This is a genomic window from Candidatus Kuenenia stuttgartiensis (assembly GCF_900232105.1).
In the GTDB taxonomy this organism is placed as follows: Bacteria; Planctomycetota; Brocadiia; order Brocadiales; family Brocadiaceae; genus Kuenenia; species Kuenenia stuttgartiensis_A.
This window is the reverse complement of sequence record NZ_LT934425.1, coordinates 3834899-3853692: the sequence shown is the minus strand read 5'-3', so window position 1 is coordinate 3853692 and position 18794 is coordinate 3834899. Positions and strand designations below refer to the sequence as shown.

Sequence of the window (18794 nt, the reverse complement as noted above, 5' to 3'; positions counted from 1 at the left end):
CTATACTCAAAAAGGGTTTTTCAGTTGTCTGAAAAAACTGAAAAACCCTTTTATTTATAAATGACTGTTTTATCGTTATTATAAGGATGTTTTTTGACTGCTCTGTTTTGCTTATATTACAAAACCATTGCAATATTCCATCAAAGACCTGGTTATTTCCCCCCTTTTTTCTTTACCGCTGTCTTTGCTTTAGGCATTACGGCACTCGCTGCTTTTGCTGCGGGTTTTGTTTTTGATGGTGCTGCTTTTTTTACGGCTTTTTCCTTAGTAACGGTTTTCGCTTTTGCAACTGGTTTCGTCTTGGATTTTGATCCTTTTCCTGAAAGAATTTTCTGCGCTTCCGCTTTATCGGCATCCATGATATAGGTGATCCCTGTAACATCAGCGGCGTCACGCGTCAGGGTAACGATGTCGTCCCTTGTGATATATTCCAGGGCAAACTTCCTGGATCCGCACATTAACTGACGTAATCCCTGTGATAAACGTTGATAATAAGAATACAGCCCTAAAGCATTTGGCGGGACTTCTTTCTTACCAGTACCAAATAATCTTTTAACCTTTGAAGCCAACACAAATATCTCTTCTACATTACTGCCATAGTCAGCAATGAATTTATCAATTTTACCCTCTTTTATCTGGTTGGCTACCACTGTACCTACATGCGATGCACAAAGAGGTGAACGCGCCATGCCGACTGCTTTCACATATGGCGCACCAAGTGCAAATGCCTTGAAAATGTCGTCCTCAAACGCAAACCCACCCGCAAGGATTATATCAGGTACATAATGCCCCTTTGATGCCAGTTGATGCACATAATTATATGTAAGGGCGGAAATGTATAACGTCGGAACACCCCACTCGTTCATCATGTGCCACGGACTCATGCCGGTGCCGCCGCCTGCCCCGTCAACGGTTAAAACATCAACTCCTGCAATGGAACAATACCAAACCGCCCTTGCCAGATCTGCAGGACGATATGCGCCTGTTTTCAAAAATACATATTTTGCACCGGCATTCCTTAATGCCTTTACCCTTTTTACAAAATCGTCTTCATTCACCATTCCAACTCTGGAGTGCCGTTCAAATTCCTTGAATGACTTTCCAAAACTACCGGTAACTTCTTTGTCATACGGGTCAGGCAATACGATATACCCGCGGTCGCGCAACATCTTCGCCTTTTCCAGATTATTAATCTTAACCTCGCCGCCAATGTCCTTTGCACCCTGCCCCCACTTCATTTCCACCGCCTGAACGCCTAATTTTTCAACCCCATATTCCAGTATGCCTAACCGGCTGTCTTCAACATTTTCCTGCATTACTATCAAACCATAACCGTCTTGCTGCCAACTCTGGTAGGTTTTCACCCTGTATTCAAGATCGGGACAATGGGTTATTTTGCCATTTGATATTTTGGATTGTTCATCCATGCCGCCTACGTTTTCACCTATCGTTAGTGCAGTTCCTGAAATCGCTGAACCTATCGCTAAACCATCCCAATGCGTCTTTGCAACTTTTGTTGAACCGAGTCCGGGAATCATTATCGGCATCTTCAACTTAATGCCCTTATCCTTGCCAAGCCTTGTTTCTGTATTAACATTATCAAAAATAGCCTTATCGCTATCAGGGGCAATACCAACAGCGCCAACCGCAGTTCCCATTATGTTTAAGTGACTAAAATCTACAGGATATTCCTTGTCCGCACCTGCTGTAATGACCCCAAATGGCTGTGGATACAAATTTTCAACAGATCGAAATGCTGATTTTCCTATTTCGCAAATACCAGGACAATCATCTACACAAACAGAACACATCCCGCTGGAAGCATTCCTGTCATTAGGTGTTCTATTTTTTGTACGAGTTGCTGCCGACGCATTTGGTTTTGAAAACGACATCCCAAACCCCTTTCACTAGAATAGGTTAATTAAACTAACAATAAACATTTATTATACAGTAAATATTAATATGAAGAGATTACGTAAAGTGCCATAAAGTGTCGAATATATACATCTTTTAAAATTGACTGTCAATAATTTTTTTGCGCCCTTATATTGTTGGCAGTAATTACCGTCATGATTAGACTGCTTTTATACACTAAAATTATTATTTGTAAATAAGTAAGAGAATTTATATAATCTTCGAAGAAACATACACTCACCTTAGCAATTAATGCAATAATACTAAATTATTTAGCATTACTCAAAGCAGTTTCTCCAAAAGGAAGGAATTTAAATACGGTGAAAGCTCAAACAAAAACAAAAAATAACAGATGCCCGATTAAAGAGAAGGTGGAAAAAATAAAACAAGAGATCGGAAAGGTCATTGTAGGACAGGAAGAAATGATCGAAACAATTATAATCGCCCTACTGTCAGATGGGCATATCTTACTGGAAGGTTATCCTGGACTTGGAAAAACAATGACGGTAAAAACCGTAGCAAGCATACTCGATGCAAAATTCCATCGGGTACAATTCACGCCGGACCTTATTCCCGCCGATATTACCGGATTTGAAATGTGGCTCCCTGAAACGAAAAAAAGCAGGATTCAAAAAGGCCCTGTTTTTACAAACATTCTTCTTGCAGACGAGATTAACCGCGCACCGGCAAAAGTACAAAGCGCCTTATTAGAAGCTATGCAGGAAAAACAGGTAACCATCGGCAGGGAAACCCATCACCTGGAAAAATTATTCCTGGTGCTTGCGACTCAAAATCCCATCGAAATATCAGGTACCTATTTATTGCCGGAAGCAGAAATAGACCGTTTTATGTTCAAAATAAAAATCAGATACCCTTCTTATAATGATGAAATAGAGATAACAGAAAAACATGCCTCTGGCACAGAAACTCCACTCGCGGTTATTTTTAAACCTGAGGAAATACTTGCATTGAGAACTACTATAGCAGAATGGCTACCGCCAAATGATGCGCCCTCTATAATACAATACATCGCACGGCTTGTAAGGGCAACAAGGCCGGAAGAAAATGACGGCATACTGGAAGACCTTGTCATGTACGGCGCCTCACCCAGAGCAACTATTGCACTCACAAAGGCATCGCGTGTTTATGCTTATATCCAGGGAGACGATACGATTCTGCCTGAGCATGTTCAGAAAATGGCCTATCCCGTTTTGCGGCACAGAATCATCCTTACGCATGAGGCGGAGGTGGAAGGCTACGATTCAGATGATATTATCACAAAAATTCTTCACCGGGTTCCTATTCTGGAATAAATTCATTGAAAAAAAAACGTGTACGCCTTTATTTACAGCGGTTAATAGGTAATCTCTTTGGCGGATCATTCGCCAGCTATATAAACTCAACGCACGGTCTGGAACTGGATGAGCTTCGGCAATATCAGACCGGCGATGATTTAAGGTCTGTTGACTGGAAAACCACTTCCCGAATAGGCCGTTTACACGTACGTCTGAAATTAGTGGATAAACGTGCGACTATTTTTTTCATTATCGACAAGAGCCGTTCTGAAAAATTTGGCTCTTTTTATCATACAAAAGAAGATATTGTAGCTAAATTGCTTTCTCTCCTTGTTTATGCGGCATCAGAAACGGGCAATGAAATTGGTTTTCTCGCATTTACCGATAGAGTTGAGCAATACATACCGCCTAAAACGGGCGAAAATGAAGCTTTTAAGAATATGAAAAAGGTTTTAACGGATGAACCGTCCTCTCATTTTACTGACATTAACGCCGCATTGACTTTTTTACATAAAAAAGTGCAGTCTCCTTCTCTCATTTTTATCCTATCCGATTTTTTCGCCCCACATAATTACGAACGTTCACTAAAGACACTCTCCTACCGGCATGAGGTTATTCCTGTTATTGTTTCCGATAAAAGAGAGTCCTGCATCCCAAAAGCGAGGGGATATCTAACGATTCGTGATGTTGAAACCCATTGCAATAAAACAATAAGCACTACAGAGGCTCTTAATGTGCCTGCACCTTTTTATGCCTTACTGAGAAAATTAACCATAAGCGGTATAACGATACAGACAGATGAAGATGAAGGTATATGGATAAAAAAAATATCAGAGTTTTTTGACAAACGCATCCGTAGAGGAGGGAGAATTAAAAAATGAGACATCTTTTTGCTTTATTTACATTCATTGGCATGTTTTCGTGGGGATATTGTTTTACCCCGGTACATGGCCAGGAAACACAGGAAAATGAAACGTCCATTGCCGCAACAGCAAAATCAGAGTCGGAGTCGGAGTCGGAGTCAGCATTAAAAAAAGAGTTTCTGCTTACAGACAGGCCGCTTGAAATATGGACTTTTATCGATGATTACCGGATCATTCCCGGAAAAACGTTACATCTCACCGTACAGGTGTTATGGATGCTGGGTATAACCGTAGATCTGGAGAGTCTTGCCAATGTTGACCTTAGCCCATTTGTGATAGAGGGAATAATCATCAGTGAACGCCAGATATTTGATAACATGCATGATTTTGCGGTTGTTACTTACGCACTTTCACTGCCGCCAAATATTAAGGAGGGTATATACTCAATACCCTCCTTCAAGCTTTCCTATATTAATACCGTTGATTCTAAGGAAGGGGCTGCCAGTTCCGCCCCTATCGCGGTAAAAAGAACACCCATCCTCGTTGAAGGGAAAATCGACAAGGATGTTATATGTATCGGCGACCGCATTCACTATACACTAACCATCAGATATGAAAATGATATAAAACTCCTGTGGGATACCATGGATAAAATACAGTTCCCCCCTTTTGAAGTATTAAAAAAAGAGTCCTCGACACAAACCGAAGGGGAATTGACAAAAACCGTTATAGATTATACCCTCGCAATATATGAACTGGGGGGGAAAGAGCGGAATCCTGAAATCCCGGGAATATCTGTATTGTATTACAAGGAACCGGATTCACAAAGCGCGGCAATCAGAGGCAACGATTCTTCTATCGTTACAAAAGAAGCCCATACTACACCAATTCCTATTCTTATCAACACACTCCTTAAATCGGTTGATGTCCCGCTGGAAGGATTAAAAGGCCCGGTGCCTTATTCAAAAGAGCATGTTTTTTTCTATGGATACATGCCCTTTGGCGGAGGAATTCTTTTGTTGCTTCTGTTTGGTATGCTTACCATAAGGGCATCCATGCAAAAACAAGCTGAGAAAAAGCCAATAACCACCACTATCACCCCTCATATTGCCTTAGAAAAATTAAAAGCTGTTATGTTAAAACTTGAATACACTGACAACGACGCACTAAATAAAGAAAACGCTCAATTAGCCAGCAAAGCATTAAGGACATATTTGGGCACTTTTACCGGTATCTCAAACGAACTCGCACAATCGTTGACAACTTCCCGTTTTTTTGAAAATAACGGACAAAACAAACTCTCTGAGGACGCAACGACCGTAGCTCGTGAATCCTTTCGATTATTAGATTCACTTATTTTTGAAAAACAGATACACGAAGAGACATTTAAGAGAACGAAAGACTGTTTGGAAGATGTTGTGCGGTTAACAGGTATAAATAAATGACATTAGCGAATCCATGGTTCCTTTTCCTTATTATCCCTTTTGGCTTGCTCTATTTTTTTTGGAAAGAAAAAAAATATATCGGTTATTCAAGCCTCTATCATGTAAAAGAACTGCATGGGTTCAGGAAGGTTATCGCAGGCCTTTTTAAACCGGTCTTTTTTTGCGCGGTATTTTTTTTAATATTGGCGTTAACATATCCGCAATCCGCCTATCATAAAGAAAAGATATCTTTAAAAGGACGTGAAATACTCCTCTGTATTGATACTTCATTCAGCACAACCGGAACTGCCATAGAGACCATAAAGGAAGTTGTTGCTGCCTTTATAAAGAAAAGATCAAACGATATTATTGGATTATCTATTTTCGGCACTGATGCGGCTCTCATTACAATGCCCACGATGGAAACGGAGTTGCTTGAAAAATCTTTGGAACGTGTACACTCATCCCAAATGGGATACCAAACTTCAATAGGAGAGGGTATCTTTACCTCCATTACCGCATTGTTTGAAAAAGAAATGGGAAGCAGATTTACCTTCACAGAATTAAGAAACAGCATTAACAAGCAGTATCTCGATGATTACGCTGTTTCATTTGTAAAAGAGATGAAGAAAAGAGACTTACTGAAAAATAAACTAATAATTCTCTTCACTGATGGCATTTACAATATTGGCATTTCACCGGACAGACCCTTACGGCTTCTGCAAAGAATGGGAATAAAGGCGTATGTTGTGGCAGTAAAAGCATCAGACGTCTATGGCATAGACCCTGATATCGCCGCTCAACACATCCAGGAATTACAGGAAGCAATAGAGTCAACCGGAGGAAAATATTATCATGCCGATAATTTTGAAGAGGTTGCAAAATTCTATGATGAAATTGACAGGATTGAAAAAGATGAAATTGTGGTAGAAAATGTTTTTAAAAAAAAGGACCTTTATATATTCCCTATTATAGCAGGTTTGTTTTTTCTGTTAACAACTGTTTTCATTGAAAACTTCTGGATAAGAATCCCTTGAATCAGGTTGAGTTGTAAAAGATAAAAAACCAACGGCATTCATTTTTACCCGCCCCAAACCCCTCCCAAGAGGGGAATTTGATAAGTCCCCTTTTGGGAGGGGTTTGAGGGGTGGGTTTGTTCATTGCTTAATTAAAAATATTGAAATTCCTAAACGTTAAATTAAAAAGGAGATGCCTATGTTCTATAAATTGCTTCCCAAAATAACCTTCGTAGTGCTTGCATGCATTCTCACATTCTACGGTTATACAAATTTAAAGATAAACACCATTATTACGAATTTGGACGAAAATATAAAAATGGGCAGATACCAGCATGCATTTTCCACAATTCGTAAGCTGGAAGAGAATCCTTTTATCCGCAAACTATCAGAAAAAGACCCTTTAATAACATATAACAAAGGCGTACTATATTCTTTGCTCATGGAAAATAAAAAGGCCTCAGATGAGTACCGGAAAACTATGGAAACAAAAGACCCTGTATTAAAGGCAAGGGCAATTTACAATAATGCAAATATTATTGCGGAAGATATGGATTTCTCCACTGCGGCAATGCAATACGTTGAAGCCCTGAAAATTGACCCCGCCGATTTCCAGGCAAAAAAAAATCTCGAACGAATGAGATTGGGCGAGATGCAATTCAATACCATGTTTTCTCATAAACAGGAAGAACGCGAAGACCGGATAGAGTCCCTGAAACTTATTCCATGGGGTACCAAATATCGATACAGCGGAGAACAGAAAATCCGCTGGTAGCGCATAAGAAATCCATCGTGTTTATAATATTACCGTGTAAATACCTGAAACTATTTCTTTTCTCAAAACTTATCGAATAATAAATCAATAATGTTATCTTTTATTCACGAAAAATATACCCCCCTTGTATTTTCACTTTCCTGCCTGATCCTTGTTTTCTACTTTATTCTTTACTGGCGGAAGGGAGCCTGGCTAAAAACATTTGGGCAGAAAACATACATACAAAAATTCAGCAAAATACCCTCAACATACAGAAACCTCATCAAAGGAACCAGCATAAGCGCCGCCTGCTGTATTTTAGGGCTTACACTTTTGCAGCCTAAATGGCAAACTACGGAAGAACAATATGAAAAAGAAGGGCTTGAGATAGTATTTGTACTTGACGTCTCAATGAGTATGCTTGCGGAGGATGTAAAACCCAACCGGCTTGAATGTGCCAAAATGGAGATTGCCAACCTGGTGAGAGGACTTGAAGACGACCGTGTTGGTTTAGTTGTTTTCGCCGCACGAGCCTTTTCCCTCCTCCCTTATCCAACAAAAGACTATGAAATGGTATTCCTTAGAATATTAAATATGGTAAACGAACATTATGTAAGATTTGTACCTTACGGCACAAATATCGGGAACGCCTTAATTGCTGCCATGGAAACCTTCAGTAATGAAGCAGGGAAAAAAATAATAATCCTTCTTACCGATGGAGAAGAGCAGCTTCTCAGAAGGAGTCAGGTAGTGGAAGCAATACGATTGTTATTGGAAAAGAACGATATTTCCACTTACATCATTGGCATTGGGGATCCAAATAATTCCACCTCCATACCAAAACGGGATAGATTGGGGAATAAAAGTGGTTATGAACGCACAGAAGATGGAGAGATTATTTACACAAAACCCGATCCGAAATTATTAAGAGAAATAGCAGAAATGGCTGGAGGCTCCTACCAACACGATGCTACCGGCGCTGAACTGCAAAATATCTTCAAACAGGTTATTGAAACAAACAAAGACATTATCGGCGTAAAAAAGAAAAATATCATTTACGATATTTCACAATATTTTCTAGGCTGTGCATTGATTCTTCTTGCATTCTATTTTGTCTTATAACCGTTTTTCCCTTCGTATTTCCTTTCCCCTTTTCACTATAAACTAAGAAAAGGGGTTTTACGCTAAAACACACCCTTCTTAAACACGGTACATTTCAAAAAAAATATTGGCTTTGACATCACAAATATGGTATCCATACCCTAACCTGGAACTGGACAGAAGGGGAAATGCAGACCGGGATTTTAACCTTACGTTTGTTGCAGGGACACAATGCTCCGTGTTCCTGCGATTTTTTAATCTGTGTAATCTATGGTTCCTCTTTTGTATTTCATGCTTGTTTGGTTCTGGCTTGTCCATGTTAGGATTACCCGTATTGCATCACCCATTTTCCTTTTTTTATTCTATGGTTTTGGAGTAATAAAAACACATGAATGGAACCCTATTGTTTGCCTCCAATAAATTAGATAAATATGAACATATAATTTGCTACTTAAAACAGCATGGTTTTGTAAATATAATAACGGTGTTAAATGGAGAAGATGCCTTAAAACATCTCAATACCCAGCCCCCTCTTTTTGCATTTTTAGATACAGAGCTACCCATTTTGGATGGTTTTCAAGTATGTAAACTAATGAAGTCATCTCTTTTGGCAAATTGCAATAACGTTCCCGTAATTTTAGTCACTGATTCGCAGAAAAATTGTATGATATCCCTGTTAGCCAATTGTGTTGGCGCATATCTTTCAATTCATCCGTCATTTGCATTGGAAGATTTATTATATCTGTTACAAAACAAGCCAGAGTCAACGCCCGCGAATATTACCGCAAACAGGATAAAAATCTTGATTGCCGCCAGTGAACAATCTTTCACACAAATGTTGGAAACGTATCTTCTCGGGGAAGGCTATGATGTGATTATTGCCGGAAATGGCCAGGATGCCATTCATCAATTGAAGAATGAAAAACTATCCATCATGTTTTTGGATGATCATTTGCCGGAATCAGATGTCTCTGAAATAATCAGAAAATCAAAAGAGAGCATCCATGAAATATTTATAACAATTATTGTCACGCAGGGTTCAGAGCTAAGGGCAATTGAACTGATGAAAGCGGGGGCGAATGACTATATCATAAAACCGGCGGATGAAAAAACCATTCCAACGGCCTTTGCAGATACCCTAATAAAATACCATTTAAACCTTTGCAATCATCGCATGGATGTGGAAGAATTAAAATTACTTTCCTTGATAGATGGCATAGTTGACGGCATTGTTTTTATGGATATGTATGGGAAAATAAACACGGTAAATAAGGCCGCAAATGCAATACTTAGCCAGTTGAATTTGGTGAGAAACAGCGATGGGTCAATAATCAGAATAAATACTATCGATATAAAAGATATTTACAGAACATTGTTTGAAGAAAAACAACTCTCCGTATCCTATGAAATTACTATTAATGACGATTTTGAAAAACATTTTAATGTTATTGCATCTTCGGTTAATCAGTTCATTGATGAAAATATACATGTTATCGGAGATAGAAGGAAAAGGAAAAGGCTGGCACGATCTTTTATTGGCAATAATATAGGGATCGTTATCGTACTAAGAGACGTTACACGCGAACATCAATTAACAAATCAGGTAGTCCAGTCAGAAAGGCTTTTTGCGGTGAGTAATCTGGTAGCAGGCGCCGCACATGAATTGAATAACCCCCTTGCGGGCATTCAACTTTGCACAGAACTTGTCTTAAATGACCCTGCAACTAGTGAAAAATCGCTAAAATACCTCCAAAGAATACAGAAAGAAACAGAACAAATACAGGACGTTGTAAAAAGCCTCCTCACGTTTACGGGAAATTATACACTATCCAAGGAACAAATAAATATTAATGAAATCATCGAAGTTATCATAAAGCAGAAAATATATCAGTTTGACCACGCAAACATTAAAATTATTATTTTACCTGGAGACGTTTTGCCATTTGTTTTTGTCGATAAATATCAAATACGCAGGGTATTGCTTAATATAATCGAAAATGCCTGCGCTGCAATGGAAGTATCGGCATATGATAAATGCCTCACTATTAAAACAGAGGCTCAGAATAATGTAGTAAAGACCTATATATCAGACACGGGGCCAGGAATTCCCAAAGAGAATCTTTCTAAAATTTTCGAACCGTTTTATACCAACAGAGCAAACAAAAAGAAGAAAGGCACGGGGCTTGGCCTTTCCATAGCACATAGTATTATTAAACAGCATAACGGTAAAATATACGTGCAAAGTGAAGTGGGAAAGGGCACTACTTTTGTCATTGAACTTCCCGCCATGGAATCCCTTTAAAAGCTAACTGTAACCCAAGGGAGAAAACGATTACGAGAAAAACTGAAAGATGACAAACGTATTTCTCAGATTATTGAAAGAGTTGAAGCAAATATGTCAATAATAAAGATTTGCCCCCTTTCTTTTTGTTTTTCTTTGGGTGTATTCCTGCAAATGGGGCTGAGTATCCCGCTTCAACGTTTGGTAAATAACTCCGACAAGTAAGTAGCGCAACTGACAAAATAGGGTATGGGATTGCAAGTTGCCACAGTTGATAGTCATGGTTGGGATACCCATGTCAATCAAGGCGGTGTGGAGGGAACCCATTCCGAACTTCTCTCTGAATTAGCAAAACGGGGTTGTTGCTCTGTACACTGATTTAGGTACAACATTGATGAATAATGTATTGATCTTGACAATGGCTGAGTTTAGCGCACTCCTAAAAACAACGCAAGCCTTGGAACCGATCACGGCAATGTTTCGACTTGGTTCGTAATTGGAAACAGTGTAAACGGAGGGACATATGGAGAGTGGCCGGGATTACAGGAAGGAAATCTTTATTTACAGCGATATCTGTCGCACAATATCGAATACAGTAATGCGTTGGGTGAAGTGATTGCACGTCATTTCGGAAATCCCGCCAGTATATCAACGGTCTCGCCAGGTCATATTTATCAACCTGTTGAATTTCTATAGCCTTTTCGTGAAAGATTTCCTTCGGGTGTTTGTAGTAAAAGGTGATAATGGTTTGGTATTAAACAATATGCGACTATTTTAATGTATAGTCTTCATTTGTCGAGAAAATGTTTCCCCTTCGTCTTCCTCTGTTCATGATACGATCCCAAGCTCCAGGATATTGTATTCTTAGAGGTCTTGTCATAAGGGAAATATAACATTATCCGAAAGCAAAGTCAGTAGCAGAATTGACCAGTACCCTCCATACCGTCTCTCTCACGAACGTCCCCAATTCCAATGTATGCTAATCATTTCAGGCTGGAAATTTGTTTTTTATGATTTCCGTGTGTCCTTTTTTGAAAGTCCACTTCGCCTGCGTTGTTTCTCAATTAATGTTGTAGCCTCTTGTATTCCATCGATAAACCTTCTCTGTTTGGTAGCGGCAACAATTGCTTTTCCAGCAATAGGAGTAACGATAACGGTGATATTAAACATCATCGTATGACCTTTTGGGTTTTTAGGCTCTTCGGAGGTGACTTCGATTTTTTTAATTTTCATCCGTTTTTTTAACTTCCTGCCAAATAACTCCAAATGTCTTGTCGCTTGTTCTAACTCTTTATTACTTACAGAATCGCCTGGTTTCTTGATAATAATAAGCGGAATATCTTCTTCTGGACGCAAAAGCACAACTGCTCGCAGGATGTCGCGTGTCGAGAGAAAACCAGTAGGTTTATTATGCTTATCTACCAGAATAATACTATCATGTGGAGAGGTGATAAGATGCGAAACAATTTCTGTTCTTGATGTATCGTCGGGCAAAGAGTCAACCAGTACCGTATAGTACTTACGGATAGGGTCGCTCTTTCTGAATTTCTTTTCTCCTGCCAATGAATAAAAGCCAACATGCGTTCCTTCCTTAGGAAATCTCATCTTTGCTGTAGGCTTGATAAGTGCCTGCATGAGATCGCTTCTGGTGACGATTCCTGCAAGGGATCCTTCAGCATTAACTATCACCATTCTTGAAACACCTTTTTCTTTAAGGTCATAGAATACATCTTTCACCGAGGCAGTAATCGGGGCTGTTATTGGGATATGCGGTTTTACTTTGCCACTTACAAACACTAACAAGCCAGGATCTTTAATAATTCCCTGCAATATATCTTTTCCATAAATCACACTCTGTAAGTCTCCATCTTTACTAAGTACCGGCAATATATATATCTTTGTAGATAGCATATATTCTGCAACTTGATAGACTGGCGTTTCTTCTGTAATGGCAGGTGGTTTAAAAACTATAGATGATACTTTTGTGGTATAAGGAAAATTGCTGGAATAAAGTGTCTTGAAAGGAGATATCAGTCCGAGAAATTCATCATTATTATCAAAGATAAAGACTGCCTCATGGCTTGAACGGACACGAGATAAGACGCTACCAAGCGAATTTTGTGCCCTACTTCGAACAATTGATGCTAACGAAGAAACATACTTTTTAATAGTGGGCGGTTGTGTATTAGTCATAGGCACAAGATACCACTATTCTGTCCTCCATGTCAACAAAAATATAGGGTACTGCTCACACCCTTATCCCACCATCTTGGAACTAACATTGGGGCTTTAATTCTGTCCCCAATTCTCAATCACATCAAGGCCTTCCATTCGTGTATAGTCAAACAAATCGTAACACTTTAGTTTTTTAAAATTTGCTCGCCAATAATTCGAAAATTTTAAGTTAAAAGAGTAAGCAATTCATCTGCTTCGACAAGCTCAGCAAAACATATACTCGTTAATATTTTTGAAAAAACTTAAACATTTGTTTTTAAACTTCCCATAAGTATCATAATACTTATTATACAATATTTTTTTGCAAAAGAATTTCCATAATCTTTCAATGAGGTTTAGATTAGGTGAATAGGAAGGGAGAAATTTGATCTTTATTAATAATGTGGAAAACCACGCCCTGTGGGCGTGGTCAGAGTTTAAAGGCTTTGCCAGTAAAACGACTCATTGTTACAATCTAAGTTGAGTTGTCCCCACAACATCAACAAAGGAGTAACAAATGAGTCGATTTCGCAAATTATCGCATACGATATGGCATTGTCAATATCATATTCTTTGGACACCAAAATATCGTCTAAGAATACTTACTGGTCAAGTAGCAGAAGAAGTAGGTAAGTGTATCAGAGCATTTTCTGAACAAAAAGGCTGTGAAGTTGTTGAGTTAAATGTACAAATTGACCATGTTCATCTGCTTGTCATGGTAGTACCCAAGATATCGATATCCGATTTTGTAGGTATAATCAAAGGCAGAACAGCTATTCGAGTTTTCAATAAGTTTCGACATTTGAAGCAAAAACCTTATTGGGGTAATCATTTCTGGTCGAGAGGTTACTGTGTCGATACCGTTGGTTTGGATACGGAAAAGATACGTAAATATGTGAAATATCAAGAGCAGAAAGAGCGCCAAGAAGAGTCACAACGGTAAATTTAAAATGGGGACAACTCAACCTTGCTTCCTTTGGAAGGAAGGCATTTTCATCCCCTTATAGGGGTTATCCCAAAGCCACCTGCTCCGCGGGTGGATTCTTTACTCTCGAATTTGCAAGGTATTCTTTGACCAACTTAGACCTGTAATATTTAGCATTATCAGAGATTATGTAAATAGTACCGGCTTGAGCATACCTTGACTCTATTTCATGGAAAAGCTTTATTGTTGATTGAGCATTGATGCTTTCATCTTCCCGGATTGTTACTTCAAAGGTTTCTATGTCAATAGCACCGTTTAAATTTATTCTTTTCCTGCCGGTATTAGAGGGTATTTCCTTCTTTTTGCCTTTCTCTATCCAGCAATATGCAGACGTAGAATTGTGCTGTGGATGCACTCCATCCATAAAAAGTATCTTATCTCCTTCGGGTGTATAGATTTTATTGAATGTTTGTTTTACATATTCAACAATTTATTTTGCCACGCTATAGTTGTTTTTTCCTGATATGATCTTTTAATTGTTCTTCTTGTTCGCAGGTGGGTTTTGGCATACAGCCAATATAATTGTCAGATAAAATCCCGTCAAAAACCTTTATCTTTGTATAGTTTTTCGTAATTCCTGATTGTTTGATCGTCTAACAAGAGCGCTTCTGCTACTTCTTCATAACTCCATCCTGAATCAAGAAGAAGTATCGCTTTGATTCGGTCGGCATGATGTCTATGAGGCTCTTTCTTATGTACTTTTTTAAGTTCTATTCGGGTTTTTTCACTGAGAAATGGATTCATGCAGAATTTAATACTCCAGAAACACTTCAAATGCAAGAAAAAAACAGGTTTTTATAAAAATAAATGCTTTTGACTATATTAAACCGCATAACGGTAAAATATACGTACAAAGTGAGGTGGGAAAGGGCACTACTTTTATCATCGAACTTCCCGCCATGGAATCCCTTTAAAAACTAAAGCCTATACTATTTTATCTTTTGAATTGCATAATTTCTCTACGACGCACTCTTTGCACAACGGTTTTCTGGCAATACAGGTTAGCCTACCATGTGTCCCCATGACAAGGCAGGACTGTGTCCATTTCTTTTGCGGGATAATCCTGCACAATTCGATTTCCACCTTATCTGGATTATTGAATTTGGCAAAATCTAACCGGTGCGAAACACGGAATACATGCGTATCCACCGCTATCGCCTGCTTGCCAAAGACGTTACCAAGCAGCACACTTGCCGTCTTTCTTCCTACCCCAGGAAGCGTCAAAAGTTCTTCCATAGTTTCCGGCACCTTGCCATGAAACCTTTCCTCTAATGCCTTCGCGCACGCAATAATGTTTTTCGCCTTGTTCCTGTAAAAACCGGTCGGCCGTATTTCCTGTTCAAAAACATCCTGCTGTGCAAAAGCATATTCTTTCGCCGATTTGTATTTTGTGAACAAAATTTCCGTCACCTTGTTTACCCGTTCATCTGTACATTGAGCTGCCAATATCGTCGCTATCAGCAATTCCAGGGGATTTTTATATCGAAGAATGAGTTTGGGGTCCGGGTACGCCTTTTCAAGGAGTGATAAGATTTTTCTTGTTCGTTCTTCGGTCATAAGATTAATTAGGTTGGATTTTAAAAGACAACAAAAACCCAACGACATTCATTTTTACCCACCCCTCAATCCCCTCCCAAGAGGGGACTTATCAAATTCCCCTCTTGGGAGAGGCAGGGGTGGGTTTGTTCATTGGTTAACTAAAAATATTAAATTTAGGCAGATTTTTAGTAACTATTCAGCGTAATTTATTAAACTACCGGAGATCAGAGCGCAACTCGTTCCCAAACCTTGTACTGAACATAGTGAAGTATCTGTTCGGGAACGAGCCGTGTATCGTTTACGCTGAATAGTTACGATTTTTCTTCAAAAAACTAAAATATTACTACAATTGTGTTCCCAAGCCGGCGCTTGGGAACAAGAATGAGGAATCTACAAATATTTGTGAATGCTCCCCTTGTTTACATTTCCACAGGCGCCTGCATGCCAAGGATTTTTAAACCATTTTTTATGATTTGCCTGGCGGCATCTACCAGAAGTATTCTTGCTTTTGTAAGCCCTTCATCTTCGGATAATACCCTGTGAGCATTATAGAACTTATTTACACCGGCACAAATATCAATAAGATAATTACTCACTAATGACGGCTCATAAAACTGTGCCGCTTTTAGTACTACAAAGGGATATTGCCATAGATTCTTTATAAGATGAATGGCATCATCTTCATTTAATAATGGATAATCAATGTCCGTAGTTACATCTTTTCCATATTTCCTCAAAATGCTGCAAAGACGGGCGTGAGTATACTGCACATAAGGTCCCGTCTCTCCTTCAAAATTTAATACGGTATCCCAATCAAATATTACATCCTTGTTTCGTTTTGTGCTTAAATCAGCAAATATAACCGCCCCAATACCCACATCCCTTGCAACCATTTCCTTGTCCTTTAGCAAAGGATTCTTTTCTTCAATAATCCTTTTGATACGGTCTACTGCCTCAATTAATAAGTCTTCCAACAATATGACCCGCCCCTTGCGGGTGGACATCTTGCCCTCTTTAAATTTCATAAGGCCGAAATCCACATGGACACACTGGCTTGCCCAGTCATATCCCATTAACTCCAAAACCTTAAATATCTGACAAAAGTGAAGTTTTTGTTCAGAACCAACTACATAAATCATTTTTTCAAAATCATATACAGATTTCCGGTACTCTGCCGCTGCAATGTCGCGTGTTGCATAAAGTGTTGTACCGTCCTTTTTTCTAAGCAAACATGGCGGCATATTATACGCCTCGAGATTTACGATTAATGCCTGCTCGCTGATACAGGCTAACCCTTTCTTCTTAATCCCCGATACTGTATCCTCAACCATTGTATTGTAAAAACTCTCGCCAACAAAGGCGTCAAAATGAATCCCTAGCATCTTATATATCCTTTGAAACTCTTTAAGGCTGATATCCTTGAAACGTTCCCATAACTCCATCGCCTCTGCGTCTCCTGCCTCCAGTTTTTTAAACCATTCCCTCGCTTCGTCCTCCAGATGATTATCCTTTTCCGCTTCACGATGAAAGGTAACGTAGAGTTTGTTTAAGTCGGTAATGGTATGTTGTTCGAGATCCTTTTCTCCCCATTTTCTATATGCAACAATCAATTGACCAAACTGCGTCCCCCAATCACCAAGATGGTTGATCCCTATGCATTTGTACCCTAAATTCCCGTAAATATTATACAGTGCATTTCCAATTAATGCCGAGCGAAGATGATGGACGGCAAGGTGTTTTGCGATGTTTGGGGAGGAGTAATCAATAACAACGGTTTTCCCCTTGCCAATGGTATCGCAGCCATATGTGTCACCTTCATTCACAATTTTCTTTAAAACAACCGCAGAGAATATTGCCTTGTCTAAAAACAAATTCAGATAGGGGCCTGTTGCTTCTATCTTATTTATCGGGCTAACAGGATGCAGGAGGTCGGCTAATTCTGAAGCAATCTTCGCGGGAGGTTTTTTCAGCATTTTTGAAAGACTGAAGCAGGGAAATGCATAATCCCCCATCTTTGGGTCAGGAGGTATTTCAATGTATTTATCTATTTCGTCTTCGGAAAGATTTGTTTTTGCTGCTAATAAAGAAACTATTGTTTTCTTGAATTGGTCTGACATCTTTTCTTTTTCTATAATTCTGGAAAAACGCTTATGTTCGCTAAAATAAGTGGGAATGGAGTCTGAGGTGTGCCACAAGGCGGTAAATATGTTTCGCTTCTTAGTACCTTATCAGTAATTTCTTTGCATTTATTGGCAAAATATTTACTGGTCTCTTCTACAGTCTTCAATATACAGTCGGCGGTCGGCAAATTGCAGACTGTGGACTGCCGATTGCTTTTAGTTGCTCATTATCTAAGTCAGTCCCATTTGTCTTCGTACTTCTGCCATGGTAATCTCCGCCATGTTCTTACACTTTTTTGCACCTTCGTGCAATATATCAATTATAGAATGCTTATCTTTTATTAACTCTTCATATTTTTCCCGTATGGGAGATAATGCTTTTATGATATTTTCATACAATATTTTTTTGCATTCAACACAACCTATCTCCGCAGTACGGCATTCCCTGTTGATTCGTTCTATTTGTTCAATGGAAGAATAATGCTTATGTAAAGTAAAAAGGTTGCATATTTCAGGATTCCCCGGGTCTGTCCGTCTCTTCCGATTCTCATCCGTTACCGCTGTAGACAATTTTTTCCATATAGACTCAGAAGATTCTACCAACGAGATATAATTATCCCTACTTTTGCTCATCTTTGTCTTCCCATCAATGCCCATAATCCTTGGGGCATCTGAAAGTATTTCTTTCGGGTCAGGAAATATTTCTCCGTACCGCGAATTAAACTTTCGGGCAATCTCTCTTGCCAATTCTATATGCTGTACCTGGTCTTCACCAATAGGCACCGCTTCCGCCTTATAAACCAATATATCTGCCGCCTGCAAGACGGGGTAGGTAAATAAACCAGCATTAATATTATCCCTGTGCTGCTTTGCCTTATCTTTGAACTGAGTCATTCTTTCCAGGTGACCCATAGGCGTCACAGTATTCAGTATCCAGGCAAGTTCCGTGTGTTCCGGTACATGAGATTGCACAAAGAGGATGCATTTATTTGGGTCAAGTCCGGCTGCAATATTAACTGCCGCAGCGTTAATAATTCGGTTTTGCATTTCTTTAGGGTCGTATTCGACCGTTATCGCATGGTAATCGACAATACAGAAAATACAATCGTATCGATCAATCATCCCTACCCAATTCTTTATTGCACCCAGATAGTTTCCTATATGAACTTCCCCGCTCGGCTGGATTCCGCTAAATAATCGTTTTTTCATAATTTTCCGGATATATCTCAAACAACATTAAACTATGTATTCAGATTGCAAACCTGAACCCGCCAGGCATTGTGTCACT

The 18794-nt window shown here is 39.2% G+C and carries 15 protein-coding genes and 2 pseudogenes; 9 read left to right on the top strand and 8 right to left on the bottom strand.

What is annotated here, in order from left to right:
* Positions 1-152: 152 nt before the first annotated feature.
* Positions 153-1892 (bottom strand): FMN-binding glutamate synthase family protein, encoded by a 1740-nt coding sequence (locus KSMBR1_RS17935; protein WP_099326556.1) that lies wholly within the window; start codon positions 1890-1892, stop codon positions 153-155.
* Positions 1893-2234: 342 nt separating this feature from the next.
* Here KSMBR1_RS17935 and KSMBR1_RS17930 point away from each other — a divergent pair, with 342 nt between their 5' ends.
* From KSMBR1_RS17930 to KSMBR1_RS23680, 8 genes and pseudogenes are all read left to right on the top strand, one after another.
* On the top strand, positions 2235-3227 hold the full coding sequence (locus tag KSMBR1_RS17930) for an AAA family ATPase (protein WP_099326555.1): 993 nt from the start codon (positions 2235-2237) through the stop codon (positions 3225-3227).
* Between the two features lie 5 nt (positions 3228-3232).
* Positions 3233-4090, top strand: a complete 858-nt coding sequence (locus KSMBR1_RS17925; RefSeq protein WP_157820714.1) for a DUF58 domain-containing protein — start codon at positions 3233-3235, stop codon at positions 4088-4090.
* Positions 4087-5517, top strand: coding sequence for a COG1361 family protein (locus KSMBR1_RS17920; RefSeq protein ID WP_099326553.1), 1431 nt, complete (start codon positions 4087-4089; stop codon positions 5515-5517). Before KSMBR1_RS17925 ends, KSMBR1_RS17920 begins: the two co-directional genes overlap by 4 nt.
* Positions 5514-6533, top strand: coding sequence for a vWA domain-containing protein (locus KSMBR1_RS17915; protein WP_099326552.1), 1020 nt, complete (start codon positions 5514-5516; stop codon positions 6531-6533). Before KSMBR1_RS17920 ends, KSMBR1_RS17915 begins: the two co-directional genes overlap by 4 nt.
* A gap of 178 nt (positions 6534-6711) precedes the next feature.
* Positions 6712-7287 (top strand): hypothetical protein, encoded by a 576-nt coding sequence (locus KSMBR1_RS17910; RefSeq protein WP_099326551.1) that lies wholly within the window; start codon positions 6712-6714, stop codon positions 7285-7287.
* A 90-nt stretch (positions 7288-7377) separates the two neighbouring features.
* Positions 7378-8388, top strand: coding sequence for a vWA domain-containing protein (locus KSMBR1_RS17905; RefSeq protein WP_099326550.1), 1011 nt, complete (start codon positions 7378-7380; stop codon positions 8386-8388).
* 367 nt (positions 8389-8755) lie between these two features.
* Positions 8756-10669, top strand: a complete 1914-nt coding sequence (locus tag KSMBR1_RS17895) for an ATP-binding protein (RefSeq protein ID WP_099326548.1) — start codon at positions 8756-8758, stop codon at positions 10667-10669.
* A 423-nt stretch (positions 10670-11092) separates the two neighbouring features.
* A pseudogene (locus KSMBR1_RS23680) lies at positions 11093-11344 on the top strand (hypothetical protein); the annotation flags it as partial.
* Positions 11345-11656: 312 nt separating this feature from the next.
* On the opposite strand, the gene KSMBR1_RS17885 reads toward KSMBR1_RS23680, so the two are convergent.
* Both KSMBR1_RS17885 and KSMBR1_RS22905 read right to left on the bottom strand, forming a co-directional pair.
* Positions 11657-12841: a CBS domain-containing protein gene (locus KSMBR1_RS17885; RefSeq protein WP_099326547.1), complete on the bottom strand. Its 1185-nt coding sequence runs from the start codon at positions 12839-12841 to the stop codon at positions 11657-11659.
* Positions 12842-13123: 282 nt separating this feature from the next.
* Positions 13124-13267: pseudogene (locus KSMBR1_RS22905) on the bottom strand (transposase); the annotation flags it as partial.
* Positions 13268-13379: 112 nt separating this feature from the next.
* On the opposite strand from KSMBR1_RS22905, the gene tnpA reads away from it, so the two are divergent.
* Entirely contained in the window at positions 13380-13805 is a 426-nt protein-coding gene (gene tnpA / locus KSMBR1_RS17875) for an IS200/IS605 family transposase (RefSeq protein WP_099326096.1), read from the top strand.
* A gap of 67 nt (positions 13806-13872) precedes the next feature.
* Here the strand turns inward: tnpA and KSMBR1_RS17870 are convergent, their stop codons facing one another.
* From KSMBR1_RS17870 to trpS, 5 genes are all read right to left on the bottom strand, one after another.
* Positions 13873-14211, bottom strand: coding sequence for a transposase (locus KSMBR1_RS17870; RefSeq protein WP_099326545.1), 339 nt, complete (start codon positions 14209-14211; stop codon positions 13873-13875).
* Between the two features lie 176 nt (positions 14212-14387).
* Positions 14388-14591: a helix-turn-helix domain-containing protein gene (locus KSMBR1_RS17865; protein WP_099326544.1), complete on the bottom strand. Its 204-nt coding sequence runs from the start codon at positions 14589-14591 to the stop codon at positions 14388-14390.
* 180 nt (positions 14592-14771) lie between these two features.
* The gene (gene nth / locus KSMBR1_RS17860) at positions 14772-15452 is read right to left on the bottom strand and encodes an endonuclease III (RefSeq protein WP_230405778.1); all 681 of its coding nucleotides are present in this window, start codon (positions 15450-15452) and stop codon (positions 14772-14774) included.
* Between the two features lie 353 nt (positions 15453-15805).
* The gene (gene argS / locus KSMBR1_RS17855; protein ID WP_099326543.1) at positions 15806-17503 is read right to left on the bottom strand and encodes an arginine--tRNA ligase; all 1698 of its coding nucleotides are present in this window, start codon (positions 17501-17503) and stop codon (positions 15806-15808) included.
* A 234-nt stretch (positions 17504-17737) separates the two neighbouring features.
* The gene (trpS, locus tag KSMBR1_RS17850) at positions 17738-18715 is read right to left on the bottom strand and encodes a tryptophan--tRNA ligase (protein WP_099326542.1); all 978 of its coding nucleotides are present in this window, start codon (positions 18713-18715) and stop codon (positions 17738-17740) included.
* Between the last annotated feature and the right edge of the window lie 79 nt (positions 18716-18794).

Excerpts from the sequence above, each read along its gene's own strand:
- argS (WP_099326543.1), bottom strand. The coding sequence starts at position 17,503 with ATGTCAGACCAATTCAAGAAAACAATAGTTTCTTTATTAGCAGCAAAA.
- KSMBR1_RS17920 (WP_099326553.1), top strand. The coding sequence starts at position 4,087 with ATGAGACATCTTTTTGCTTTATTTACATTCATTGGCATGTTTTCGTGG.
- KSMBR1_RS17905 (WP_099326550.1), top strand. The coding sequence starts at position 7,378 with ATGTTATCTTTTATTCACGAAAAATATACCCCCCTTGTATTTTCACTT.
- KSMBR1_RS17915 (WP_099326552.1), top strand. The coding sequence starts at position 5,514 with ATGACATTAGCGAATCCATGGTTCCTTTTCCTTATTATCCCTTTTGGC.
- KSMBR1_RS17870 (WP_099326545.1), bottom strand. The coding sequence starts at position 14,211 with ATGGATGGAGTGCATCCACAGCACAATTCTACGTCTGCATATTGCTGG.
- KSMBR1_RS17910 (WP_099326551.1), top strand. The coding sequence starts at position 6,712 with ATGTTCTATAAATTGCTTCCCAAAATAACCTTCGTAGTGCTTGCATGC.
- KSMBR1_RS17885 (WP_099326547.1), bottom strand. The coding sequence starts at position 12,841 with ATGACTAATACACAACCGCCCACTATTAAAAAGTATGTTTCTTCGTTA.
- KSMBR1_RS17895 (WP_099326548.1), top strand. The coding sequence starts at position 8,756 with ATGAATGGAACCCTATTGTTTGCCTCCAATAAATTAGATAAATATGAA.
- nth (WP_230405778.1), bottom strand. The coding sequence starts at position 15,452 with ATGTCGTTGGGTTTTTGTTGTCTTTTAAAATCCAACCTAATTAATCTT.
- KSMBR1_RS17935 (WP_099326556.1), bottom strand. The coding sequence starts at position 1,892 with ATGTCGTTTTCAAAACCAAATGCGTCGGCAGCAACTCGTACAAAAAAT.
- KSMBR1_RS17865 (WP_099326544.1), bottom strand. The coding sequence starts at position 14,591 with ATGAATCCATTTCTCAGTGAAAAAACCCGAATAGAACTTAAAAAAGTA.
- trpS (WP_099326542.1), bottom strand. The coding sequence starts at position 18,715 with ATGAAAAAACGATTATTTAGCGGAATCCAGCCGAGCGGGGAAGTTCAT.
- tnpA (WP_099326096.1), top strand. The coding sequence starts at position 13,380 with ATGAGTCGATTTCGCAAATTATCGCATACGATATGGCATTGTCAATAT.